Raw genomic sequence first — 23,879 nt, forward strand, 5'->3', positions numbered from 1 at the left:
CTTTTTTGAACGGCTTCTGCTGTTCCCAAACAAAAAGGGCGCCTCGAGGCGCCCTTTCAACACATCTGCTTGATTAAAGAATCAATGCTTCACATTCGCCCAGACCGAACGCTTGGCGATGTAAACAAGACCAGCGAACAGGATCAGGAAAATAATAACCCGGAAACCTGTTTTCTTGCGGTCTTCCAGATGCGGTTCAGCGGCCCACATCAGGAATGCAGAAACGTCACGCGCATACTGATCCACCGTCTGCGGCGAACCGTCGTCATATGTCACCTGATCGTCGCTCAGCGGCTTAGCCATGGCAAGCGATTTTCCCGCGATGAAATACGGGTTGTAATGCGTGCCTTCCGGGACATGCATGCCTGCTGGCGGCTGTTCATCATAGCCAGTCAGAAGCGAGTGAATGTAGTCGGGACCTGCTTCGGCATATTGCGTGAATATATCGAAGACAAAAGTCGGGAAACCACGCTCAACCGCACGCGCCTTGGCGATTAGCGAAAAGTCTGGCGGAGCTGCGCCATTGTTAGCGGCAGCGGCTGCATTCGTGTTCGCAAATGGCGACGGAAAATGATCCGTCGGGATTGCCTTGCGGGTGAACATTTCACCATCCGCATTCGGGCCATCCTGCACTTCATATTCCGCAGCGAATGCCTTTACCTGTTCAGGCGAATAACCAAGATCTTCCAGTGTACGGAAAGCCACCAGGTTCATCGAATGGCAGGCCGAGCAGACTTCCTTATAGACCTTGAGACCGCGCTGAAGCTGTCCCTTGTCATAGGTTCCAAATGGACCTGAGAAGGTCCACTTTTCCTGCTTTGGATGGTGGATCGGAAAATGCTCCGGCTCCCCCTCGCCACCACCGGCGGCAAAGGCACCACCCATTGTCACACCCAGTGCTACCAGCGGAGCGATACCGAAGGCAGCGAAACTCTTGAGGATGTTTTTCATTGATACGTCCTTCATCTTTCGCTGCTTCAAGCCTTGATGTCCACTGGGGCAATCTCGGCCTTGCCTGCATTCTTTTCCAGTACCGCCTCGGTAATCGAGTTCGGCAGACGCTTTGGCGTCTCGATCAGGCCAAGAACCGGCATGATGACGATGAAAAATGCGAAGTAGTAGAGCGTACCGAACTGCGCCAGCAGCGTATAAGTGCCTTCAGCAGGACGCGAACCAAGCCAGCCAAGGAAGATGGCATTGATGACGAACAGCCAGAAGAACAGCTTGAACCAAGGGCGATAGACTGCCGAACGAACCTTCGACGTATCGAGCCAGGGAACAACGAAGAGGATTGCGATCGAACCGAACATGGTCAGAACGCCACCGAGCTTCGAGTCGATCGGTCCGATGTTGAAAGTGATGGCGCGCAGCATCGCGTAAAACGGCAGGAAGTACCATTCAGGGACGATGTGAGCTGGCGTCTTCAGCGAGTCTGCCGGGATGTAGTTATCCGGATGACCGAGGAAGTTCGGCATATAGAAGACGAAATAAGCGAAGAAGATGAAGAAGACGAGCGCGCCAAAAGCGTCCTTGATGGTCGCATAAGGCGTGAACGGCAGCGTATCAGTCTCCGACTTAACTTCAATCCCTGTCGGGTTGGTCTGGCCGGTTACGTGCAGCGCCCAGACGTGCAGGATAACAACGCCTGCAATCATGAACGGCAGCAGATAATGCAGCGAGAAGAAGCGATTCAGCGTCGGATTATCGACGGCAAAGCCACCAAGCAACAATTGCTGGATCGGTTCGCCTATCACCGGAAACGCGGTGAAGAAGCCCGTGATAACCGTCGCACCCCAGAAGGACATTTGTCCCCATGGCAGCACGTACCCCATGAAAGCGGTTGCCATCATGAGAAGGAAAATCACCACACCAAGGATCCACAGAAGCTCGCGCGGCGCCTTGTAGGAGCCATAATACAGACCGCGAGCAATATGCAGATAAACCGCAATGAAGAAGAATGACGCGCCGTTGGCGTGCATGTAGCGCAGCAGCCAGCCGGAATTGACGTCACGCATGATCTTTTCAACGGAATTGAAAGCAATTCCCGTATCCGCAGCATAATGCATGGCCAGCACAATGCCGGTAATGATCTGCGCAATCAGCATAAATGCCAAAATGCCGCCGAACGTATACATGTAGTTCAGGTTACGTGGCGTCGGATAAGCAACAAAGGAATCATAGACAAGACGCGGTAAAGGCAGTCGTTCGTCGACCCATTTTTCGATGCCGGTCGAGGGCGTATATGTGGAGTGTCCACCACTCATGTTTTCTCTCCCCAAGATCTGTTTTAGCCGATCCTGATGACCGTATCGGAAGCAAATGCGTATGCCGGAATGTGCATGTTTTCCGGCGCTGGACCGCTGCGGATACGGCCTGCGGTGTCATAGGTCGAACCATGGCATGGGCAGAACCAGCCACCGAAAGAACCTGACTCACCGAGCGGTACGCAACCAAGGTGGGTACAAACGCCGATCATGATGATCCAGTTTTCCTTACCTTCACCTGCAGAACGCGCGACATCGGTCGCCTGCGCATCAGCAGGAAGGTTCGCATTGCGGGCCGCGATATCTTTCAGATCACCAAGAGCAGTCGTCTTGGCATCTTCAATTTCTTTGGCCGTACGGTTACGGATGAAAACTGGCTTTCCGCGCCATTTAACGGTGAGTGATGCGCCTTCTGCTAGAGAAGACACATCAACCTCAATAGACGCTGCAGCAAGCGTCGAAGCGTCGGGGCGCATCTGGTCGATAAACGGCCATGCCAGTCCGCCGATACCGACGACACCGGCCATTCCCGTCGCAATATACAAAAAATCACGCCGTGTCGGCTCAGCCGTGTCGTGTGCGCTCACGTGCCAATTCCTTTTTAACCTGGATATCCAATTGAAATCTCCCCTCGTTCCTTTGCAATTGCGCAAAAGCAGTCCAGCCTTTTGCGCTCACGCAAAAAGCAGTTCCACAATTGCTTGCAGAACGAAATTCCCTCCATCTCAACATTGAGGTTTAGGCAGGTTGAAAAGCCTTGTCCAGACGCCAACCTCATAGGACGGCACCATGTCGCAGGCTGCTTTACTGGGATGTTTTAAAAGCGACCAGGCGAACCGCACCGCTCAAATCGCGCTTTGAGCGGTGCGTCGAACATTTTGCAAAATTGGCTGGAATTAGCCGTTTATGCCGAGAAACCCGCCCGATTGACGCGCCCAGAGACCGGCGTAAATTCCACCTCGCGCAATAAGTTCTTCATGGGTTCCCTCCTCGACAATCCGGCCTTTGTCCATGACAATGAGACGATCTAGCGCCGCAATAGTCGAAAGCCGATGCGCAATAGCGATCACCGTCTTGCCTTCCATGAGCTGACGGAGGTTTTCCTGAATCGAAGCTTCCACCTCTGAGTCGAGCGCGGAAGTCGCCTCATCCAGAATAAGAATAGGCGCATCTTTCAGGATAGCGCGCGCGATTGCGATGCGCTGTCGCTGGCCACCTGAAAGTTTCACGCCACGTTCACCAACAAACGCGTCGAAAGACTTGCGGCCATTTAAGTCTTCAAGCTTGGCGATAAACTCATCAGCTTCCGCCTGCCGCGCTGCCTGAAGCAGTTCTTCATCACTCGCATTGTCGCGCGCCAGCATGATATTCTCGCGCAATGAGCGATGCAGGAGCGCTGTCTCCTGACTGACCACTGCAAAAGCGCGGCGCAGTGAGGCTTGCGTCACATCGCGAACATCCTGCCCATCCACAAGGATCGCACCTTTCTCGATGTCATAAAGGCGCAGGATCAGATTGACGAGAGTCGATTTACCCGCGCCCGAATGCCCTACCAGGCCAATGCGCTCACCGCCCTTAACGGTGAAATTGATACCATCAAGGACACCCGCTGCTTTGCCATAATGGAAAGTGACATTGTTAATATCGATGCGAGCTTCGGTGATCTGCAATGTTTTTGCATCGCGCTTGTCTTCAAGACCAAGAGGGGCGGAAACAAGCTTCATCGAATTCTCGATCAGTCCCAGCTGACGCAGCATTCCATTGAGCTGCATCATCAATCGACCAAGCAGCATGTTCAACCGCAAAACCAGGCCAAGCGTGAAGGACACCTGCCCGACAGTGATCGCATCGCGTGTCCACAAATCGATGGTAATCGCAGCAACGGTAACGATCATCACACCAGAAAGCGCGGTCATAGCAAGGCGCACGCCGGTCAGTGAGCGCATGAAAGGCAAGATCGCAGCGAGATACCGCATGAAGCCTTCACGCATGTAGCGTTCATCATCATCAGCGGTATTAAGCTTGATCGTCTGAATGTTGGAATAGCTGTCGACGATGCGGCCATTGATCATCGAACCGGCTTCTGCGGACGCTTCAGCGCTTTTGCGAATACGTGGCAGATAATGGCGGGCGATCAAACCAAATGCCAATATCCATAAGATAACGGCTGCCGCCAGCCGCCAGTCGAGACGACCAACCAGAAACAGCGTTGTGATGCTGTAGATCGCCATGAACCAGACGACTTGAATGAGGCTTTCAATCAGATCACCGGCAGCCTGTCCCGCCTGCCATACTTTTGTGGCAATACGACCGGCAAAATCATTCTGAAAAAAAGCATAGGATTGGCGCTGGACATAAGAATTGGCCTGCCAGCGGATCATGTTGTAGAAGCCCGGCGACAGTGTCTGACCTTCGAGCAGCGTATTTATGCCGGTCACGACAAACCGGATGACAAGGACGGTAATGCCCATGAACAACAGCTCGGGACCTGCTGCCTGAAACAGTGCAGACCAGCTACGTTCAACACCAGCCCGACCTGCCTGATCGAGAATATCGACCAGTCTGCCGGTAAAATAAAACAGTCCCGCCTCGACCAAAGGCAAAAGACCGCCAACAACCAGCGAGGCTGCAAGCGGCCATTTGGCCTGACGGGCATAATGCCAGAGAAATGCGAGCGTAGTTGAAGGCGGCCTAAGCTTGTCCGGTTCGCGGAAGGGATCAACCCAGCGCTCGAACAGGCTATAAACCGCTTTCATCAAATGCCTAATCCTTACTTTGCCATCTCTGCTTCGGCCTGTTCGTCAAATCCGAGGAAGCCGCCCGACTGTCGTGCCCATAGTCCGGCATAAATGCCGCCGAGCGCAACAAGTTCCTCATGCGTCCCATCTTCAACAATCTGGCCCTTGTCCATCACGACCAGACGATCAAGCGCCGCAATGGTCGAAAGACGGTGCGCGATCGCAATAACCGTCTTGCCTTCCATCAGCGTGTTGAGGCTGTCCTGAATGGCCGCTTCCACCTCCGAGTCGAGCGCAGAGGTTGCCTCGTCCAGAATGAGGATCGGCGCATCCTTCAACATCACACGCGCAATCGCGATACGTTGACGCTGTCCGCCGGAAAGCTTCACGCCGCGTTCACCGACATGGGCATCAAGCCCACGCCGACCTTTCGCGTCAGTCAGCAGCGGAATGAACTGATCAGCCTGTGCCAGACGGATTGCGCGCTCGACCATTTCTTCGGTGGCATCAGGTCGGCCATACATGATGTTCTCACGTACGGAACGATGAAGAAGCGATGTGTCCTGTGTGACCATGCCGATGCTTGCGCGAAGCGAGTCCTGCGTGACCTTGGAAATGTCCTGGCCGTCAATCAGAATGCGGCCCTTTTCGAGATCGTAGAAGCGCAGCAGCAGATTGACCAGCGTGGATTTACCCGCACCCGAACGACCGACGAGGCCAATCTTCTGCCCAGCCTGGATGTCGAGTGACAAACCTTCGATAACGCCCTTGCCCTTGCCGTAGTGAAACCCGATCTTGTCGAAATCCAGCGCACCCTTGCTGACATGCAGCGCAGGCGCATTCGGCACGTCCACCACCTCGTGAGCACGAGCAATCGTTGTGATACCGTCTTCTACTGTTCCGATATTCTCGAACAGTGCAGACATTTCCCACATGATCCACTGCGACATGCCGTTGAGACGCAGCACAAGGCCGATACCAACAGCCACCGCACCAACGGAGATCGCTTCATTCATCCAGAGCTTGATGCCAATCGCACCCACGGCAAACAGCAAAATACAGTTAGCCATATAGAGTGTGAAATGGAACATCGTGATGAGCCGCATCTGGCGATGCACTGTACCAAGGAAGCCATCGAGGCTTTCCTTGACGTAAGACTCTTCGCGGCTTGAATGCGAGAACAGTTTGACCGTCGCAATATTGGTATAGCTGTCGACGATACGCCCGGTCATCGACGAACGCGCATCGGCCTGCTCTTCGGAAATCACACGCAGACGCGGAATGAAGAAGCGCAGCAAGATCATGTAGACGATTAGCCAGACCGCAAACGGGATCATCAGAACAATGTCTGCGGACGCTGCAATGAACAGCGTACCCGCAAAATAGACGATGACATAGTTCAGCACGTCGAGCAGTTTCATAACCGTTTCGCGCACCGCGAGCGCGGTCTGCATCAGCTTGGTCGAGATACGCCCGGCAAACTCGTCCTGGAAGAACGACATGGACTGACGGATCAGATAGCGATGCATCAGCCAGCGCACGCGCATCGGATAGTTGCCAAGCAACGTCTGGTGAATGAGCAGCGAATGGACCAGCACCACACCAGGCAAGCCGACAAGTACAACGCCTGCGATCATCGCAAGCCGCCAGCCTTCGTTGCTCAGGAACGTTTCGCGCGACTGATGTGAAAGCCAGTCGACGATATTGCCCATGAAGGCAAAGAGCGACACTTCGATGATCGCGATCAGTGTTGTGAAAATTGCCATGCCGATAATCCATGGCCATGCGCCACGGGTATAGTAAAGGCAGAAGGCCACCAGCCCGCGCGGAGGTTCACGCGGAGGTTCTTCGGGATAGGCTTCGAGTCGTTTTTCAAACCATCTAAACATGGCGATCCTTTTATGTGCCTCAGCAAAAATTGCCAAGGCGGAATAGGAACAAAAAGGGAATATTTTTGTGATTAGAGGACAGTTTTGCTCACCGCAGCGTTATCGCGCACGATTGATGTGTTGACGTCATGGGAACATTCGTTCTCTGTACTTGCAGCAACAGAGTTTGTGAGTTACCCGCCTCATATGGAACTGCGTATCGCTCTTTACCAGCCTGACATTCCCGGCAATACGGGAACCATCCTGCGCATGGCCGCATGCCTTGGCTTCGCGGTGGACCTGATCGAGCCTGCGGGTTTTGACGTTTCCGACAGATCGCTAAAGCGCGCCGGTATGGATTATCTGGAACAGGCTGCCCTCACCCGCCATGCCGACTGGCAACATTTCAATGACTGGCGCCTGCAGGCAGGCAAACGCCTTGTGTTGCTTTCAACCAAAGCTGCGGTTGGCTATACGGATTATCAGTTTCAGAAAAATGACATCCTGCTCTTTGGGCGTGAATCTGCCGGTGTACCGGACAGCATTCAGGATCTCGCTGATGCACGGCTGATTATACCCATGGTACCGGGCGCACGATCCCTAAATCTTGCGGTTTCCGTAGCGCTAACCGCAGGCGAAGCTATGCGCCAGCAAAAACTGGAACTCGATTCCGTTTCAAACGCTTAGACGGGCAAGCGGAATCAGTTCCCGAAGCATGTTCAATAAGCTTTGCACAATGCCGGTTGTGCCGGGCGCCCCTTCTTTAATCTCCGGTCTGAAAGGCTATCATTCGATGCAGTCATCGCTCCGCAATCTCACCTTTGCTGCGTCCGCGCTGTCTATGCTCGCAGCAGCACCTGCATTCGCTCAAGGTGCCGAAACCATTTCGCCAAAGGTCATGGTCATCACCATGTTTGGCGAAGAAGCCAAGCCATGGCTGGAAGGCGAGAAGTTCACGCAGAAGCTGAAACTGCCGGGCCTGAGCCCTGAATATCCTGAGGTCGATTGCACAGCCGAAGGCCTCTGCCATATGACGACGGCCATGGGCTTCGCCAATGCAGCAAGCGCGGTCACCGCAATGGCGCTCAGCGACAAGCTTGATCTCACGCACACCTATTTCCTCATCGCAGGTATTGCAGGCGTTGATCCAAAGCACGGCACACTGGGGTCAGCGCATTGGGCGAAATACGCAGTTGATGCCAACCTCAACCATCGCATTGATATTCGCGAAGCGCCTGAAGGCTGGGCGACTGACTTCTTCGGCCTTGGTGCGGAAAAGCCGGGCGAAAAGCCAAAATGGGCCGCAGGAACGGAAGTCTTCGAGCTCAACGGCAAACTCGCCGATTACGCGCTGGCAACAACCAAGGGCGTTGAGCTGCTCGACGGTGACGATGCCAAGGAATATCGCAAGCACTATACGGAAAAAGCTGCGACCAGCGCACCAATGGTCACGATCTGCGATACAGCATCGGGCGATACTTACTGGCACGGCACCAAGCTGGGCGAAGCCATGGAACAGTGGTCGAAGCTTTTGACCGACGGCAAGGCCGAATACTGCACGTCTCAAATGGAAGACAATGCGACACTCACTTCGCTCAAGCGTGCTGCAGACGCAGGCAAGCTAGATTACGACCGTATTGCGCTATTGCGCACTGCCTCTAACTTTGACCGTCAGGGCAAAGACCAGACTGCGGCGCAATCGCTTGCGGCAAAGTCAGGCGGCTTCCCGCTGGCGACAACCAATGCCTATCGCGTTGGCAAAGTCTACGCCGACAGCATCATCAAGGATTGGAAGTCGTGGGAGCAAGCTCCTCAGACGGAAGCAAAATAGGTCGTAATGCTATAACGACTCAAAAACGAAACCGCCCTTCGGCAATGCCGGAGGGCGGTTTTTACAAATGGCTAATCTGAATCTCGTTTCAACGACTTAAGTCCGCGCTTTGAATCAGATCGCGAAGCTAATCCGATGTCGGCAAACGGCGCATCGTAAATTCGATGACATCGTCGGGACGTTCGCACCAGCTTTCTATTTCTGTCCAGTATGCAGCTTTGGGAAATGTCTCAAACCATTCACGCGCCTTTTCACGCGCAGCCTGTCGCGGCAATGCAAATGTTTCCCGGATGAAACCATCGCGCGGAAGCCGGCTCTTGTTCGCGCGGCCTTTTTCAAGCTGCTTGCGCAGTCCTTCAAGCGGTGGGCGGGGCGGTGATGCGGTCATGCAGGAGCCTCCCGAAACAAGGAATATCCAATCCCTAGGTGGCATAAGATAGGGAAGCAACGACTTGATGACGAGTCTTTTCTTGGGGAGAGGAAATCATGCGCGCGACGTGCAACGTCTTCGTGCTTTGCCAGACTGCAGGACTTTGCTAAGTCAGAAACATAGAAGTTTGAATTTTCGCGACTTATCCAGTCGCACGGTACATTGCGTGAGAGGATACAAAAATGCAGCGCGACGAAATTCCGGCAATCATCCCGCAAGATATCGAAGAAAAAAAGCAAGCCGCCCGGGACTGGTTTGAAGAGCTGCGCGATCGTATCTGTGCAAGCTTCGAGCAACTCGAAGACGACTTGCAGGGACAGCTTTCCGATCAGGAGCCGGGCCGCTTTGTTCGCACACCCTGGCAGAAGGATGATGGCAATGGTGGTGGCGGCGTCATGTCCATCATGCATGGTCGTGTCTTTGAAAAAGTCGGCGTGCATGTCTCCACTGTTCATGGCGAGTTCTCGCCAGAGTTTCGCAAGCAGATACCTGGCGCCGAAGAAGACCCACGCTATTGGGCCAGTGGAATTTCGCTGATCGCGCATCCACAAAATCCGAATGTTCCGGCAGTCCACATGAACACGCGCATGGTCGTTACCACGCGCCAGTGGTTCGGCGGTGGTGCAGACCTGACGCCGGTGCTCGACCGTCGTCGCACGCAGGAAGACCCGGATACACTCGCTTTCCATAAAGCATTCCGCTTCATCTGCGAAAAGCACAAAGACATCGTCGATTACCAGCGAGTCAAAGAATGGTGCGACGAATATTTCTTCCTGCCTCACCGCGACGAGGCGCGCGGCATTGGCGGTATCTTCTATGACTGGCTGCATTCATCTGAAGAACAGGGCGGCTGGGACAAGGACTTCGCATTCACACGCGACGTAGGCCGTGGTTTCTCGGTCGTCTATCCGCATCTGGTTCGCCAGAACTTCAACAAGGACTGGACACCTGAAGATCGCGAAGAGCAACTCATCCGCCGCGGGCGCTATGTCGAATTCAACCTGCTCTATGATCGTGGCACGATCTTCGGTCTCAAGACCGGCGGCAATGTGAATTCCATTCTGTCGTCCATGCCGCCTGTGGTGAAATGGCCGTAACAGGTTCTGGGAATTTAAAAAGGGCGGGAATTTCCCGCCCTTTCTTTATGCGTCGAATGCTGCGTGATAGGTCACGTTGCCTCGTGGTATTTCCCCCTCGATAACGAGGCATTGGAAATACTCCGCTGGTACACCTTCAAGCCTGAGCCTATCATCAGCTTTGAAACCAAAACGCTGATAATAGCCGGGATCTTCGAGCAAGACACAGCCCTTGGCTCCTGCCTCCTTCAGTCGCAAAAGACCTTCTCGAATGAGTGCGCTACCAATCCCCTCACCTTGCCTGCCCGGCTGGACCGAGACGGGGCCAAGCCCGTACCAGCCACAATCGGCACCATCGATAAGTACGGGCGAAAAAGCCACGTGACCGAGAAGAGCCCCTTCCTCCTCTGCCACCAGTGACAAGGTCAGCGCCGATGCCGAACGAAGCCCATCAATAATGGCCGCCTCTTTCTGGTTACTATACGGCACCGAACGGAACGCCTCTTCAGTCAGGCGACGGATTGCAGCGGTGTCCTCTGGTTGCTCCTTGCGGATAAGCATCATGCTCTCCTTCATCGATTATTGGCTTGTGCGCGGACGTTGATGCGTCCTTTGAGCGAAATGCGATACGCGTCGCCAGCCCGAGATTCGATCAGCCGCTTCCGTCGCAATTGCTGGAAAACAACCATTGTACAATCGGAAAGTAGATAACCTTCGCGGGTATAACATTCGATTTCGCAGATACGTCGGTCTTCGCGCAAATGGCGGATGTAACCGCCCTGCGCCAGCACGTGTAGCACGCGCTGTTCAATGCGTGAGATATTCATTGTCGTTAATGCCTGGATGGAAACCATGACAAGCACCGGCCTGCGCGGACAAACAAAGATTTGCCCACGGCCAATGCCATTTTCCGTCCCTGAACATCTGCGTGGATTAAACCGCGCAGTTATTCGGAACGATCAGAGGCTTCCGACAATCTCCAGCATCAACAATTCCTCTTAACGCAGACCCAGATTTGACCGTGGGTACATATGACGGGAGGGCTCAAGAGCCCTCCCGAAGATTATTTAAGAGTGCTGTAGCTTGAAGTCAAATCGTTCAGGCTTTTGGCTGGTTGCGGAGCTTTTCAGCCTCCGCATAAAACTTCTTTTCCCACTCATTGTGGTTGTCCAACCCCTCCTTGATGAAGGGCGTAAAGATTGCAAGATTCATCAAAGCCCAATTTACGAAACGGGCTGGAAACTTCAGCGGCTTTACGAAATCGACAAACAACACCACACGCGTATGGTCGGCATGGTTCCATGCCTCATGTTCATAGGCATCATCGAAAATAAGAACCTTGCCTTCCTGCCAATGGCAGACCTGTTTATCGACCCGGATCGCGAGCTTGTCGGCAGGCTCCGGTACAATCATGCCCATATGCAAACGCAACACGCCATTGTAAGGGCCTCGGTGCGGCGGCAGATGCTTGCCCGGTTCAAAGATCGAGAACATAGCAGTGGTCAGGCCCGGAATTTTCTGCACGGCATTCCATGTGTTGGGACACGCGCGAACGTTCTGTTCCGACTTCACGCCAAAACCAAGCAGGAAGAACGTCTTCCAATGATTATCCGTCGAGATTGTCTTCACGTCTGAGGAAATATCCTGAAAGGACGGCAATTCACTCTGGCGCAGCAGAACCTTTTCCAGCTCCGCACGGATAGCCGGATATGCCTTCTCGACTTCTGCCACCCATGGGAAAATAGCATTGTCATATACTGGCGGATTGCCAAGCTTTGCGTATTTGAGATTAAGCCGCTCCGCCCATGCAACAATTCCCATGAAGAAACGTGTAACCGCACCCGGACGCTCCATAGGTGCGATACCGTCCGTGCCAAAATTCTGCTTGGGGTCAGTGGCCGTATTCTGCGAAGTCGATGTATCGGAAGTGGACATTCATTGCTCTTTCAAATCAGGCGCTTAAAACCGAACGTACGATATAAACTCAGAAAATCGCGGCATGATTTTGTATAATCAACCGTCAATCGTTCATTTTATTGCGATCAAGTTTGTCCAGAAGCGCTTCATGGTCAAGACTAAAACCTGAGTCAATCCAGAGAGTTTCCAACTCGCGCAGCTTTTCGCCCAAAACGGGGCCTTTCTCGAAGCCAAGGCGAAGAAGATCGACACCCGTAACCGGGAACACCGGCGCTTCATAGCTTTGAACAGCGTCAAGCAGGCGGGCAAAACCGCCCGCACGGATCATGGCCTCATCACTGCCGATCGCTTCATTGCGTGCTTGAGCATAGCTGAGCTGAATGCGATCCAGGACCGCCTGCTTGCTGCCACGATAAACGAGCTTTTTCAGCGCCTGTTCAGACATTTCCGGCTTGATAATTTCAGTGCGTGCCCATGCTTCGAGCCGCGCCCGTTCTGCGTTCGACATTTTCAGTCGTTTGCCCATAGCATTGACGCGTGCCGTATCGGGCGGGATCATACTTTCAAGCCGTAACAAGGCATCTATAGGCCAGCCAAGATCGCCTTCCGTGCGCACCAGGCCATGGATTGAATCGATGCCCCATTTTTCACTTTCAGGCAGAATGGCGGTGAGGACACCAGCCTGCCGCATCCACAAAAGCGCACGCGAAGGATCGGGAGCAGCAAGAAGCTTTTTAAGCTCCGACCAGACCCGCTCGGCAGAAAGTTGATTAAGGCCATCCTTGAGACGCGCACTGGCGCGCAGACCATCGGTTTCGGGACGACCCGAACCATACCATGCAAAGAAACGGAAAAAGCGCAGGATACGTAAATAATCTTCCCGGATGCGCGCTTCAGCATCACCAATGAAACGCAGCGTCCGCGTTTCGATATCAGCCAGCCCACCGACAAAATCGATGACCTCGCCATCAACCGTTGCATAAAGCGCGTTGATCGTAAAATCACGTCGTTCGGCGTCCGTCTTCCAGTCGGTACCGAAAGCCACTTTTGCATGGCGACCATCGGTTTCGATATCCTTACGCAATGTTGTCACTTCAAACGGCTGTCCCTGAACGACAACCGTCACCGTGCCATGCTCAATACCAGTCGGTACGGGCTTGAAGCCTGCTTCCTTAGCAAGTCGTACAGTATCCTGCGGCAGATGCGTGGTGGCCAAATCGATATCACTGACTTTTGTACCCAGCAGCGTGTTGCGCACAGCTCCGCCGACCACGCGCGCCTCGCCACCATCACGGTTCAATGCTGCAAAAAGCGCCTGAAGTGGCTTCGCCTTCAGCCAGTCGGCACGGCTAGAAATATTGATGGAATGAATGAGTGTCTCGCTCAAGCGTAGAGCCTTTCATAAAGTCCGCGAATGATCCCTGCGGTCGCGCCCCAGATGAATCGTTCGTGATATGGCATTGCGTAATAAAAACGTTCCTCACCGTTGAACAGTCGGCTTTCGCGCCGATGGTTGGCAGGGTTCATGAGAAATGAAAGCGGTACTTCAAAGATGTCCGCGACCTCGTCTGGATTGGGATAAACATCGAATGGCGTGTTAACGACCGCCAGAACAGGGGTGATCGAAAACCCGCTGCCGGTCAGATAGCGCGGCATATGTCCGATGATTTCTGCCCGTTCGGAGATAAGACCGATTTCCTCATTGGCCTCTCGTAGCGCTGCATTTTCAGCCGTACCGTCTTCAGGGTCGATCGCACCACCCGGAAAAGCAATCTGACCAGAATGCTTGCGCAATTTTTCAGTGCGTCGCGTCAGCAACAATGTCGCTTCTGGTCCACGATCCACCACCGGCACGAGCACGGCGGCATCACGCATTTTCGACGTGACCATGGCCTGCGTGAATTCTGGATTCAGCAAATGATCGCCAGTCAGATCATCATGATCCGGCTGCCAGTTGCGCACGCGCTCGGCAAAATCACCCGCTGAAAACGCCGGAAACAGATGAGATGCACGGTTATTCATTGCAGTGCGGCCTCCAGTGCATCGACAGGCATGATTGGAAAAACCACGCCGTTTGAACGCACCGCAAACATCGTCACGCCATCGACTTCGATCTCTTCGCCAAGCGCTACGAGATCATACATCACAGCCCGAGTCAGCAATGCTTCCAATCGACCGCGAACAAGCACATAAGGTTTGAGACCACCGCTTTCCTTTTCGAGGATAAAGCGTAGTGGATGCTCATCACCCACTTCGATCACATCTCCGACATTGGTCCGCAAAATCAGCTTCTGCCCCTCTCCCTCGCCCGAAACCTGCATTTCAACAGCGAGGAAATGCGCATCTTCCACCCGGATTCCGACTTTTTCCACCGGCGTTACAAGATAAGTTTTTCCGTCTTCGTCCTTGCGTAAGACGGTCGAAAACAGTCGCACAAGCTGAGGGCGTCCAATGGGTGTTCCCATATAGAACCAGGTGCCATCTGCGCGAATTTCCATATCCAGATCGCCGCAAAACTCAGGGTTCCAGCGTTCCACAGGCGGAATTCCCCGTTCATTCGTCGCTGGGCCGCTATGCGCATCAGCGTGGGCGCGCGCAATCAGAGCTTCCAGTCCGCTGGTACTTGCAGCCGCCTTCATTGAACTTTGCGGCTCTTGTTTGCCGTTAGGGGTGCTTTTTGTCATCCGACTCGGTTATTCCTGCTCGAATGTGATTAAAATGCTTAGAGTCATGAAATAGTCACCGTTTCACGGCTTGTCAGCATTATAGTGCGATTTAAATTTCAGAGGCAGTCGCCTTAAGTCCGGTTCTCCGCCAAATCATAAGCGGAAATATTGCGAGGTCCCTATGAGCGTTGTTGTTACGCCCGAAGCCGCTACCCCACCAACCGCTTCCAATGAAATTATTGCCGAAGCCGAACGCGCCCTCGCTGACATCGCTCGCATCAAGGAAAATATCGGCACGGTTATCTTCGGGCAGGAAAGCGTCATCGAACGCGCACTCGTAGCCATTCTCGCGGGTGGTCATGCGCTGCTCGTTGGCGTGCCCGGCCTTGCGAAGACGAAACTTGTCGAAACTCTGGGAACTGTTCTTGGCCTGTCGGGCCAGCGCATCCAGTTCACGCCCGACCTGATGCCCTCCGACATTATCGGTTCCGAAGTGATGGAGCAGGACCCAGACGGTCGCCGTTCCTTCCGTTATCTCAAGGGGCCGATCTTCACCCAGCTTCTGATGGCTGACGAAATCAACCGTGCCTCGCCGCGCACCCAGTCCGCCCTTTTGCAGGCCATGCAGGAATATCACGTGACCGTTGCCGGTCAGCGTTATGACCTGCCAGCCCCGTTCCACGTGCTTGCCACGCAGAACCCTCTGGAGCAGGAAGGTACCTATCCTCTGCCCGAAGCTCAGCTTGATCGCTTTCTGATGCAGATCGATATTCTCTATCCTGAACTGGACGCTGAACGTCGTATCCTGCTTGAAACCACAGGCGTAACTGAGGCGAAGGCTTATTCAATTCTCGATGCGGACCGTCTACGTCAGATGCAGGCGCTTGTGCGTCGCATGCCGGTTTCCGAAAGCGTCGTCGATGCTATCCTGAAACTCGTACGCTCAGCACGGCCCGATGCAGACAATGATCATGCTCAAAAGCACATCGCATGGGGACCGGGACCACGCGCCAGCCAGGCACTGATGCTCTGCGCCCGTGCACGTGCACTTTACGAGGGTCGTCTCGCGCCATCCATCGATGATGTGAAAGCATTGGCCGAGCCCGTTCTGCAGCATCGTATGGCGCTGAATTTTGCGGCGCGCGCCGATGGTATGCATGTTCGCGATGTCATTGCCAATCTGGTGAAGGCTGCTGCCTAATGGTGATCGGCGCGGAAGTTTCATCGTCAGATCGCAAGGATACGCTGGCTCGTGCACGTGCGCGGGCATCCAGTATTCCTGATCTGCTGGTTGAAGCGCAGCGTGTCGTCAACACTGTGATGAACGGCTGGCATGGCCGCCGCAAGCGCGGTCCCGGCGAAAACTTCTGGCAGTTCCGACCCTATGTACAGGGCGAATCGCTCGCGCACATCGACTGGCGACGTTCAGCGCGAGACGATCATACCTATGTGCGTGACCGCGAATGGGAGTCGGCACATACCGTCTGGCTGTGGTGCGATTTCTCACCCTCCATGCTTTATCGCTCGCAGCTCTCGCCTGTTTCAAAAGAAGCGCGTTCGCTTGTACTCACCTTGGCTCTGGCAGAACTACTCTCCCGCTCCGGCGAACGCATCGCGTTTCCATCCTTGTTGCAACCCTTTTCGGCGCGCAATGGTGCGGAACGTCTGGCGGGCGCCCTGATGCATGATAGTTCCATTCGACCTTTACCCGACATTGATCAGATACGCCGCTTTTCCGAAGTGGTTCTCATTTCCGATTTCCTGCACCCATTGGATGAGTTGACGGAACTGCTCGATAATTTGGCGCGCCGTGGCGTGCGCGCGCATTTGATGGAAGTTGCAGACCCCGCAGAGGAAACTTTCCCTTATTCCGGTCGCACCGAGTTTCGCGATCCTGAAACGGGTACCACTCTGGTCGCAGGCCGCGCCGAAACCTATGCTGAAGACTATCGTCGCCTTTATACAGCCCGCCGGGATACGCTGGCAGATTTTTGCAGACGTCTTGGTTGGAGCTTTACAGTGCATCGTACCGACACACCCGCCACACAGGCACTGTCGAGACTGCATGATGCTCTAAGCGCGTCCTCACAAGGCCCCTCTTGGGGAGGCTCGCGCACATGAATTTTCTTCCGCTCGCATTCGGATCGCCGTTAATTCTGGCTGGCCTTATCGCACTGCCGGTTATCTGGTGGTTGCTGCGCATGACGCCACCACGCCCACAGGAAGAAACATTCCCGCCGCTGCGAATTCTTGCACAGGTCTTCAAACGTGAAGAAGTGCCGTCCAAAAGCCCATGGTGGATGACGCTTCTGCGTCTTCTGATCGCAGCAACAGTTATTCTCGCCCTTGCTTCGCCGGTCTGGAACCCGCGCCCTATCGCGCTTTCCGGCAAAGAACCGCTGGCAATCGTTATTGATAATGGTTGGGCATCAGCCGAAGAATGGACACAGCGTGTAACAGCTGCGGAAAAGCTGATTGCAGATGCCGGGACCACCAATACGCAAATTTATGTGCTTGGAACCGCAGAACCTGCAAATGCTGAGATCGGCCCTTATGACGGCAATCGCGCAACCGAGCGCCTGCAAGCCTTGCAGCCGCGCCCCATCCCCGTTGATCGTAAAGCCACACTGGACCGCCTTGCGTTGACTGTGCCACAGGGAGAGAAAATCCGCCTGGCTTTCATGAATGATGGCTTGGCGCAGGCCACCGATAAAGACGCTTTCACAAAGCTCGATGAGAATGATCGCCTCGCTTCTGTCCTTTGGTATGCCGCTGATCTGAATCACGTTTTTGCATTGACCGGCATTGAGAATAAGGCCGACAGTCTTGAAGCCATAGCCATTCGTCCCGACGGCATAGCCATACCTCGCACGCTCACGGCTTCAGCGTACGACGACAAAGGCCGACGTATCGCGGAAGCCCCGTTATCCTTCGCGGTGGGTAGCAAGGCGGGCACCGCCCGCTTTAGCCTGCCGGTGGAACTGCGCAACGATTTCCGCTTGATCCGTGTCGATGGAGTTCAACAGGCAGCTGCCGTGCGCCTTATTGATGCCGGTTCAGAACGCCGAACCATTGGCCTTCTGGCCAGCGGTGATGGGGATCTCGCGCAACCGCTACTGTCTCCGCTTCATTATATTTCGCGTGCGCTGTCACCCTTTGCCAATCTGATCGAACCGCGTTCCGCGGATCTGATGAAGACGATACCGGAATTGCTGGATGCCAAGCCGTCCATTCTGATCATGGCCGACATCGGCACTTTGCCTAAGCCCGTTGAAGAACAGCTTGCAAGCTGGATCGAGGATGGTGGTACGCTGGTCCGCTTTGCCGGACCTCGCTTGGCAGGTGCCAGCGAAAATGATCCGTTACTGCCTGTCCGTCTTCGCAAGGGAGAACGCGCACTCGGTGGTACCTTGTCATGGTCAGAGCCTCAGAAACTACGTTCATTTTCCGAGAAAGGCCCCTTTTCTGGCCTTTCTGTTCCTGATGATGTGACGGTCAACCGGCAGGTTCTCGCTGAACCGTCTTTCGATCTCAACGACAAGGCCTATGCGACGCTGGCAGACGGAACACCACTTGTTACCGGCGAGAGTCGCGGTCGCGGCAATGTCGTGCTCTTCCACATTTCACCTGATGCAACATGGTCGAGCCTGCCGATTTCCGGGTCGTTTGTCGATATGTTGCGCCGCATCGTAACGCTGTCGCAGCGCATGGGCTCACAAGATAATCAGCAATCCATTTCGCTGCCACCGTTCCAACTCCTTTCGGCGTCTGGTGAACTGGCACCTCCATCATCGGAAGCAAAACCCTTGATTGTGGAAAAAGACAAACTGCCCGATGTGAGTATCAACACGCCGCCCGGTTTTTACGGCAATGAAGACGGTCTGAAAGCATTGAATATCTTCGAGGGTAATGACATCAAGCTTCAGCCAATCAGCCAACCTGCACTTTCTGTCGGTATAACCCCGACATCTTACAGTGCTGATCAATCGATTTCGCTGCGCGGCCCATTTTTCGCGGCAGCCGCCATGCTGCTGGCTCTTGACACATTGCTGATGCTTTGGCTGCGTGGTGCATTCCGCCGCCGTATGAAAATTCGTTCGAAAGTTGCAGGTATCGCTATATTGATTGCAGCAACCTCGGCCATCAGTCTGATCCCCGCAGCGACCCCTTCAGCGCGCGCGCAAGAGCCGCAAACGCATGACGACAGCAAGCCGGGCGATGAGGCAATTATCAACTCTGTCTCGAAAACACATCTGGCCTATATCATCACTGGTAATGCCGCGACCGATGATATCAGCAAAGCAGGCCTGCGCGGTTTAAGCTTTGCTCTGTTGGACAAGACAGCACTGGAACCAGGTGATCCGATCGGTGTCGATCCTGCCAAGGACGAACTCGCATTCTATCCTCTGATCTATTGGCCGATTGATCCCGATGCCCAAATGCCAAGTCCCGAGGCCATCGCCAAGGTTGACGCCTATATGCAGCAGGGTGGCACGGTTTTGTTCGATACGCGTGACCAGTTGCAGGCAGGCGCTAGTCTTGATCCGGCTGCGTCACCAGCCAACCAACGCTTACGTGCCATTCTCAACGGTATGAATGTTCCAGCACTTGAGCCTGTACCAGACGATCATGTGCTAACCAAATCCTTCTTTATCATGCCGGATTTTCCCGGTCGCTATGAAGGCAGCCCGCTTTGGGTAGAGGCAACCGCGCCCACCAATGCAGCACAGGACAGGCCTGTGCGCACAGGCGACGGTGTTTCACCGATCATGATCACTGCTAATGATTTTGCAGGTGCATGGGCAGTGGACGAACAAGGCAACCCGATGTTGCCGACAGTACCGAATGATCCAATGCAGCGCATTTATGCGATCCGTGGCGGCGTGAATATTGTCATGTATATGCTCACCGGCAATTACAAATCCGATCAGGTCCATGTTCCGGCCCTGCTTGAGCGGCTTGGTAATTAGGGTGATGAACATGAATATCGATTTCGAACCGTTCCTCTCCCTGCCATGGCTCATTGGCATTCTGGTCCCACTAGCATTGCTCATACTGGCAACGATTGTCTTTCGCATGCGCGGTGGGTTCATCCGTTTGCTTGCAGCAGCAGCCCTAGCGCTGGCACTGCTCAATCCCGTGATCATCAGTGAAGAACGTGAGCCGCTTAAAAGCGTCGTCGCCCTTGTTGTTGATCGCAGCCAGAGCCAGGAACTGGGCAACCGTCGGGCTGATACAGATGCGGCTCTTAAGGCCGTGCAGGACCAGCTTGCAACCATGCCGCAGTTTGAAACGCGCGTGGTTGAAGCAGCACAGCCGGGCGAGAACGAAGACGGTTATGCGACCCGTTTGTTCGGCCCACTCGCCCGCACGTTGCTGGATGTGCCACCGTCACGCGTGGCTGGCGCAATCATGATCACCGATGGTCAGGTGCACGACATTCCGGCCAACAAAAATGCCCTTGGCTTCGATGCACCCGTTCATGCGTTGGTTACGGGCAAACCGGACGAATTTGACCGCCGCATTCGCTTCAACAAAGCTCCGCGCTATGGCATCAGCGGCAAGCCCATGGAAATGTCTTTCACCGTCATCGATGAAGGCAAGAGCCTTGGAAGCTCTGCTCCTGTGGAAATTCGCGTCAACGGAGAAGCCGTTAGTGAAGAGCAGGCACAGGTCGGTCAGGAGACCCCTGTCACCATCGAACTGCCGCGCGCAGGCGTCAACATTGTTGAGATTGTCACTCCAACCCTTCCCGGCGAAGTGACGGATGCCAACAATCGTGCGGTCGCCACAGTCGACGGCATTCGCGAGAACCTGCGTGTGTTGCTCGTATCGGGTGAACCGCACAATGGTGAGCGCACATGGCGCAATCTCCTGAAATCTGACGCAGCAGTAGATCTCGTCCACTTCACCATTTTGCGCCCACCTGAAAAGCAGGACGGGACACCGATAAATGAGCTTTCTCTGATCGCCTTCCCAACGCGCGAGCTTTTCGTCGACAAGGTCAATGAGTTCGATCTCATCATTCTTGATCGCTATCAGCATCGTGATGTGTTGCCGCTGCTTTACTATGATTATATCGCGCAATATGTGGAAAATGGCGGCGCTTTGCTGGTCGCCGCTGGTCCCGAATATGCGGGCGACATGTCGATTGCGCGCACACCGCTTTATAGCGCCCTACCCGCGATGCCGACCGGCACTCTCACGGAAAAGGCCTTTTATCCGCGCCTGACCGATCTTGGCAAACGCCATCCCGTCACGCGTGGTCTTGATGGTAGTGACCAGGAGCCCCCACATTGGAGCCGCTGGTTCCGTACCATCGATATTGGCCAACCGCGCGGTGAAACCGTCATGAGTGGGGCCGACGGCAAGCCGCTTCTAGTACTCGACCGTGTTGGCAAGGGCCGCGTCGGCATGTTCCTGTCTGATCAGGGTTGGCTCTGGGCGCGTGGATTTGAAGGTGGCGGCCCTTATGCCGCACTCTATCGCCGTATCGCCCACTGGCTGATGCAGGAACCGGAACTTGAAGAAGAAGCCCTGACCGCTGGCGGCAATGGTCGCACGCTGACCATTCATCGTCAGACGATGGGCGACAATCCCGGCACAGCTTCAGTCACCACGCCTTCCGGCAAAGAACTGCAAGTCAATCTCACACAAAACAAACCGGGCCTGTTTGATGCTACGTTGCAGACCGACGAAATCGGTATCTTCCGCATTAAAAACGGCGACTATGAAACGCTTGCCCACGTGGGGCCGGTCGACGCGCCTGAATTTTTGGACAGCATCTCCACACCAGATCATTTGAAGACACTTGCCGATGCGACCGGCGGATCGGTTCATCGCGTGCATGCAAGTGCCAACAGCTCGATTCAGGTACCCGCTATCACGGCTGTCGGCGCTGGTCGCTCTGCAAGCGGCAACGACTGGATCGGTCTGCGTGAGACATCGGACACCCAGCTAAAGAGCGTAAATCGCCTGCCATTGTTCTCTGGCCTGGCGGCTCTCGCCGCACTGCTCTTCATATTCGGTAGCATGTGGTATCGCGAAGGGCGTTAAACCGTCTTCGCGAACACCGCGCTATGCTCTATTGGCGTGGCGCACGATGCCGCTGACGCCAGTCAGCGCACCGGGAGCAAGCTCACAAGCGAGCATCCGCCGAGGATCGACTGGCGCAGGCATAATCATCGAATCCGGCTGCACCATATTAAATCCGAACGGCCCATAATAAGGCTGGTCCCCGACAAGAATGACCAGTTGATGACCCGCATTCTTGGCTGCTTCCAGTGACATCCGCATCAGAGTGCCACCGATGCCGCGCTTTTTCCAATCTGGCCGTACGGCAAGAGGTCCCAGCAGCAAGGCTGGCGTCTTACCAACGACAACCGGCGTCATACGCAGCGACCCGATCACGATACCGCCCATCAGCGCAACAAAAGACAGGTTGTGGTCGTGGGGACCGCCTTCCCGAATAAAATGCGCTGCACGGGTGAAACGACCGGGGCCGAATGCTTCTGCATTCATGTCTTCGATCTCGATGTCGTGCGCAGGATCTTCCTGCGCGTAGGTCAGTTCAAGCTGCTGCATGGGTAAAATTGCCTAAGGAGAAGTCGACGGCCAAATGAAGCCAATGGAATGCATTCTGCGCGCGTTGAGCACAGTTCTAATTTCATCGTCGGATGAAACGCATTCCGGTCATAGTTCTCTCCTTCGCGGCGGGAAAATGGATGATGCCGCAATTTGACAGTTGCCTAGCACCAAATTGGTTAGAGGTAAAACAATTTCTTTCAAAATGGAGGCTCCGACTTACCTTTTTGGCACCGTTACGCACTGTTCACGGCTTGAGAGGCTGTCAAATGGCAGTTTTCCCACTATTTTCCTTATCAAAAGGAGAAATCACATGGGACTACTGGTAGACGGCAAGTGGCACGATGTCTGGTATGATACTGCAAACACCAAAGGCCGCTTCGAACGCTCAAAATCGCAGTTCAGAAATTGGGTCACAGCAGATGGCAGTGCAGGCCCAAGCGGCGAAGGCGGCTTTAAGGCCGAGCCCAACCGCTATCATCTCTATGTATCCTACGCCTGTCCGTGGGCGCACCGCACGCTGATCTTCCGCGCCCTAAAAAAGCTTGAAGATGTTATTTCCGTATCGGTGGTGGATGCATTGATGGTGGAAGAAGGCTGGACCTTTTTTGGAACGACAGGCAGCACAGGTGACGCGCTTTATGGATCAAAGCGCCTGCATGAAATCTACACCCGGGCCGACCCGCATTATTCGGGTCGCGTGACCGTGCCTGTGCTTTGGGACAAGCAGCGCGAGACCATCGTTTCCAACGAGTCTGCGGAAATCATTCGTATGCTCAACACCGCTTTTAATGCGTTTGGTGATGCGTCGCTTGATTTTTATCCAGAGCAATTACGCAGCCAGATTGATGCGCTGAACGACTTCATCTATCCGAACATCAACAATGGCGTCTATCGTGCGGGCTTTGCCACCACACAGGATGCCTATGAAGAAGCATTCGGCCAATTGTTCAATGCACTCGACAAACTGGAAGATACGCTTTCAACACAACGATATTTGACGGGTTCAAGCCTGACAGAAGCCGACTGGCGTCTGTTCACGACGCTCTTGCGCTTTGACCCGGTCTATGTCGGCCATTTCAAATGCAATCTGCGTCGCATCGCTGATTATCCGAACCTGTGGAACTATACGCGCGAGCTCTATCAGGTGCGCGGTGTGGCACCGACCGTCAATATGGAGCACATCAAGGGCCATTATTACCGCAGTCACAAGACGATCAACCCTACAGGCATCGTTCCGCTTGGTCCGGATATCGATTTCTCATCACCGCATGATCGAGCTAAAACATGTCGCAGTTAAATGGATTCATTTAACGTTCGCGAACATGCGACAATTAAAAGAATCTAGAGCGAGCACCATGGGTGCGATTAAACGCGACACTCTCTAGAATAGGTAACTGAGCCTTTCCTGCAACAGTCTGACTGGAACATCAGTACTTCCTCAAATCTTGGGCGCCTCTTTGATCTTGATCAATGGGGCGTCTCGCGACGCGGTTCAGATTGCC

The 23,879-nt window shown here is 54.3% G+C and carries 21 protein-coding genes; 8 read left to right on the forward strand and 13 right to left on the reverse strand.

The annotated features are described in order from the left end of the window. Window positions 1–81 precede the first annotated feature (81 nt). The 5 genes from OIV19_RS15980 to OIV19_RS16000 form a co-directional block, all read right to left on the reverse strand. Window positions 82–951 (reverse strand): cytochrome c1, encoded by an 870-nt coding sequence (locus OIV19_RS15980; protein WP_191793940.1) that lies wholly within the window; start codon window positions 949–951, stop codon window positions 82–84. Between the two features lie 26 nt (window positions 952–977). After that, complete coding sequence (locus tag OIV19_RS15985) at window positions 978–2,264, reverse strand: cytochrome b (RefSeq protein WP_095447108.1); 1,287 nt, start codon at window positions 2,262–2,264, stop codon at window positions 978–980. A 23-nt stretch (window positions 2,265–2,287) separates the two neighbouring features. Continuing rightward, window positions 2,288–2,851, reverse strand: coding sequence for a ubiquinol-cytochrome c reductase iron-sulfur subunit (petA, locus tag OIV19_RS15990; protein WP_095447109.1), 564 nt, complete (start codon window positions 2,849–2,851; stop codon window positions 2,288–2,290). A gap of 309 nt (window positions 2,852–3,160) precedes the next feature. Further along, on the reverse strand, window positions 3,161–5,020 hold the full coding sequence (locus tag OIV19_RS15995; protein ID WP_264232238.1) for an ABC transporter ATP-binding protein: 1,860 nt from the start codon (window positions 5,018–5,020) through the stop codon (window positions 3,161–3,163). A gap of 14 nt (window positions 5,021–5,034) precedes the next feature. Continuing rightward, window positions 5,035–6,891, reverse strand: coding sequence for an ABC transporter ATP-binding protein (locus OIV19_RS16000; RefSeq protein WP_095447111.1), 1,857 nt, complete (start codon window positions 6,889–6,891; stop codon window positions 5,035–5,037). Between the two features lie 186 nt (window positions 6,892–7,077). On the opposite strand from OIV19_RS16000, the gene OIV19_RS16005 reads away from it, so the two are divergent. Both OIV19_RS16005 and OIV19_RS16010 read left to right on the forward strand, forming a co-directional pair. Next, window positions 7,078–7,557, forward strand: coding sequence for a tRNA (cytidine(34)-2'-O)-methyltransferase (locus tag OIV19_RS16005; RefSeq protein WP_095447943.1), 480 nt, complete (start codon window positions 7,078–7,080; stop codon window positions 7,555–7,557). Between the two features lie 106 nt (window positions 7,558–7,663). After that, window positions 7,664–8,701, forward strand: coding sequence for a purine nucleoside permease (locus tag OIV19_RS16010; RefSeq protein WP_264232239.1), 1,038 nt, complete (start codon window positions 7,664–7,666; stop codon window positions 8,699–8,701). Between the two features lie 127 nt (window positions 8,702–8,828). On the opposite strand, the gene OIV19_RS16015 is transcribed toward OIV19_RS16010, so the two are convergent. Next, window positions 8,829–9,089, reverse strand: a complete 261-nt coding sequence (locus OIV19_RS16015; RefSeq protein ID WP_095447112.1) for a hypothetical protein — start codon at window positions 9,087–9,089, stop codon at window positions 8,829–8,831. A gap of 224 nt (window positions 9,090–9,313) precedes the next feature. On the opposite strand from OIV19_RS16015, the gene hemF reads away from it, so the two are divergent. Beyond that, entirely contained in the window at window positions 9,314–10,228 is a 915-nt protein-coding gene (gene hemF / locus OIV19_RS16020; protein ID WP_095447113.1) for an oxygen-dependent coproporphyrinogen oxidase, read from the forward strand. 45 nt (window positions 10,229–10,273) lie between these two features. On the opposite strand, the gene OIV19_RS16025 is transcribed toward hemF, so the two are convergent. The 6 genes from OIV19_RS16025 to OIV19_RS16050 form a co-directional block, all read right to left on the reverse strand. Then, window positions 10,274–10,768 (reverse strand): GNAT family N-acetyltransferase, encoded by a 495-nt coding sequence (locus OIV19_RS16025; protein ID WP_264232256.1) that lies wholly within the window; start codon window positions 10,766–10,768, stop codon window positions 10,274–10,276. Window positions 10,769–10,779: 11 nt separating this feature from the next. Then, the gene (locus OIV19_RS16030; protein ID WP_095447945.1) at window positions 10,780–11,034 is read right to left on the reverse strand and encodes a YjhX family toxin; all 255 of its coding nucleotides are present in this window, start codon (window positions 11,032–11,034) and stop codon (window positions 10,780–10,782) included. A gap of 271 nt (window positions 11,035–11,305) precedes the next feature. Continuing rightward, window positions 11,306–12,142: an ornithine lipid ester-linked acyl 2-hydroxylase OlsC gene (olsC, locus tag OIV19_RS16035; protein ID WP_264232240.1), complete on the reverse strand. Its 837-nt coding sequence runs from the start codon at window positions 12,140–12,142 to the stop codon at window positions 11,306–11,308. Window positions 12,143–12,227: 85 nt separating this feature from the next. Further along, on the reverse strand, window positions 12,228–13,496 hold the full coding sequence (locus OIV19_RS16040) for a CCA tRNA nucleotidyltransferase (protein WP_498831055.1): 1,269 nt from the start codon (window positions 13,494–13,496) through the stop codon (window positions 12,228–12,230). An 11-nt stretch (window positions 13,497–13,507) separates the two neighbouring features. Further along, window positions 13,508–14,146 (reverse strand): CoA pyrophosphatase, encoded by a 639-nt coding sequence (locus tag OIV19_RS16045; protein ID WP_264232242.1) that lies wholly within the window; start codon window positions 14,144–14,146, stop codon window positions 13,508–13,510. Next, window positions 14,143–14,808: a DUF1285 domain-containing protein gene (locus OIV19_RS16050; RefSeq protein WP_095447117.1), complete on the reverse strand. Its 666-nt coding sequence runs from the start codon at window positions 14,806–14,808 to the stop codon at window positions 14,143–14,145. The genes OIV19_RS16045 and OIV19_RS16050 overlap by 4 nt, the downstream gene beginning before the upstream one ends. A 163-nt stretch (window positions 14,809–14,971) precedes the next feature. Between OIV19_RS16050 and OIV19_RS16055 the strand changes: the two genes are divergently transcribed. The 4 genes from OIV19_RS16055 to OIV19_RS16070 are packed head-to-tail and all read left to right on the forward strand — an operon-like array spanning window position 14,972 to window position 21,846. Continuing rightward, window positions 14,972–15,991 carry an AAA family ATPase gene (locus OIV19_RS16055; protein WP_264232243.1) on the forward strand — a complete coding sequence of 340 codons (1,020 nt, stop codon included), beginning with the start codon at window positions 14,972–14,974 and terminating at the stop codon, window positions 15,989–15,991. Beyond that, the gene (locus OIV19_RS16060; RefSeq protein ID WP_264232244.1) at window positions 15,991–16,911 is read left to right on the forward strand and encodes a DUF58 domain-containing protein; all 921 of its coding nucleotides are present in this window, start codon (window positions 15,991–15,993) and stop codon (window positions 16,909–16,911) included. Before OIV19_RS16055 ends, OIV19_RS16060 begins: the two co-directional genes overlap by 1 nt. Continuing rightward, on the forward strand, window positions 16,908–19,760 hold the full coding sequence (locus OIV19_RS16065; protein ID WP_264232245.1) for a DUF4159 domain-containing protein: 2,853 nt from the start codon (window positions 16,908–16,910) through the stop codon (window positions 19,758–19,760). Before OIV19_RS16060 ends, OIV19_RS16065 begins: the two co-directional genes overlap by 4 nt. A gap of 10 nt (window positions 19,761–19,770) precedes the next feature. Beyond that, a complete protein-coding gene (locus OIV19_RS16070) occupies window positions 19,771–21,846 on the forward strand; it encodes a hypothetical protein (protein WP_264232246.1) in 2,076 nt (691 codons plus the stop codon). Between the two features lie 21 nt (window positions 21,847–21,867). On the opposite strand, the gene OIV19_RS16075 is transcribed toward OIV19_RS16070, so the two are convergent. Further along, a complete protein-coding gene (locus OIV19_RS16075) occupies window positions 21,868–22,374 on the reverse strand; it encodes a GNAT family N-acetyltransferase (protein WP_095447121.1) in 507 nt (168 codons plus the stop codon). A 313-nt stretch (window positions 22,375–22,687) separates the two neighbouring features. Between OIV19_RS16075 and OIV19_RS16080 the strand changes: the two genes are divergently transcribed. Next, entirely contained in the window at window positions 22,688–23,674 is a 987-nt protein-coding gene (locus tag OIV19_RS16080) for a glutathione S-transferase family protein (protein ID WP_095447122.1), read from the forward strand. Window positions 23,675–23,879: the final 205 nt, after the last annotated feature.

The organism is Brucella sp. HL-2, assembly GCF_025846885.2.
Classification (GTDB): domain Bacteria; phylum Pseudomonadota; class Alphaproteobacteria; order Rhizobiales; family Rhizobiaceae; genus Brucella; species Brucella quorumnocens.

Excerpts from the sequence above, each read along its gene's own strand:
- hemF (WP_095447113.1), top strand. The coding sequence starts at position 9,314 with ATGCAGCGCGACGAAATTCCGGCAATCATCCCGCAAGATATCGAAGAA.
- OIV19_RS16010 (WP_264232239.1), top strand. The coding sequence starts at position 7,664 with ATGCAGTCATCGCTCCGCAATCTCACCTTTGCTGCGTCCGCGCTGTCT.
- OIV19_RS16075 (WP_095447121.1), bottom strand. The coding sequence starts at position 22,374 with ATGCAGCAGCTTGAACTGACCTACGCGCAGGAAGATCCTGCGCACGAC.
- OIV19_RS16025 (WP_264232256.1), bottom strand. The coding sequence starts at position 10,768 with ATGCTTATCCGCAAGGAGCAACCAGAGGACACCGCTGCAATCCGTCGC.
- OIV19_RS16000 (WP_095447111.1), bottom strand. The coding sequence starts at position 6,891 with ATGTTTAGATGGTTTGAAAAACGACTCGAAGCCTATCCCGAAGAACCT.
- OIV19_RS16045 (WP_264232242.1), bottom strand. The coding sequence starts at position 14,146 with ATGAATAACCGTGCATCTCATCTGTTTCCGGCGTTTTCAGCGGGTGAT.
- OIV19_RS16055 (WP_264232243.1), top strand. The coding sequence starts at position 14,972 with ATGAGCGTTGTTGTTACGCCCGAAGCCGCTACCCCACCAACCGCTTCC.
- OIV19_RS16065 (WP_264232245.1), top strand. The coding sequence starts at position 16,908 with ATGAATTTTCTTCCGCTCGCATTCGGATCGCCGTTAATTCTGGCTGGC.
- OIV19_RS16015 (WP_095447112.1), bottom strand. The coding sequence starts at position 9,089 with ATGACCGCATCACCGCCCCGCCCACCGCTTGAAGGACTGCGCAAGCAG.
- OIV19_RS15995 (WP_264232238.1), bottom strand. The coding sequence starts at position 5,020 with ATGAAAGCGGTTTATAGCCTGTTCGAGCGCTGGGTTGATCCCTTCCGC.
- OIV19_RS16070 (WP_264232246.1), top strand. The coding sequence starts at position 19,771 with ATGAATATCGATTTCGAACCGTTCCTCTCCCTGCCATGGCTCATTGGC.
- OIV19_RS16050 (WP_095447117.1), bottom strand. The coding sequence starts at position 14,808 with ATGACAAAAAGCACCCCTAACGGCAAACAAGAGCCGCAAAGTTCAATG.
- OIV19_RS16080 (WP_095447122.1), top strand. The coding sequence starts at position 22,688 with ATGGGACTACTGGTAGACGGCAAGTGGCACGATGTCTGGTATGATACT.
- OIV19_RS16030 (WP_095447945.1), bottom strand. The coding sequence starts at position 11,034 with ATGAATATCTCACGCATTGAACAGCGCGTGCTACACGTGCTGGCGCAG.
- OIV19_RS16005 (WP_095447943.1), top strand. The coding sequence starts at position 7,078 with ATGGAACTGCGTATCGCTCTTTACCAGCCTGACATTCCCGGCAATACG.
- OIV19_RS15985 (WP_095447108.1), bottom strand. The coding sequence starts at position 2,264 with ATGAGTGGTGGACACTCCACATATACGCCCTCGACCGGCATCGAAAAA.
- OIV19_RS15980 (WP_191793940.1), bottom strand. The coding sequence starts at position 951 with ATGAAAAACATCCTCAAGAGTTTCGCTGCCTTCGGTATCGCTCCGCTG.
- OIV19_RS16060 (WP_264232244.1), top strand. The coding sequence starts at position 15,991 with ATGGTGATCGGCGCGGAAGTTTCATCGTCAGATCGCAAGGATACGCTG.
- olsC (WP_264232240.1), bottom strand. The coding sequence starts at position 12,142 with ATGTCCACTTCCGATACATCGACTTCGCAGAATACGGCCACTGACCCC.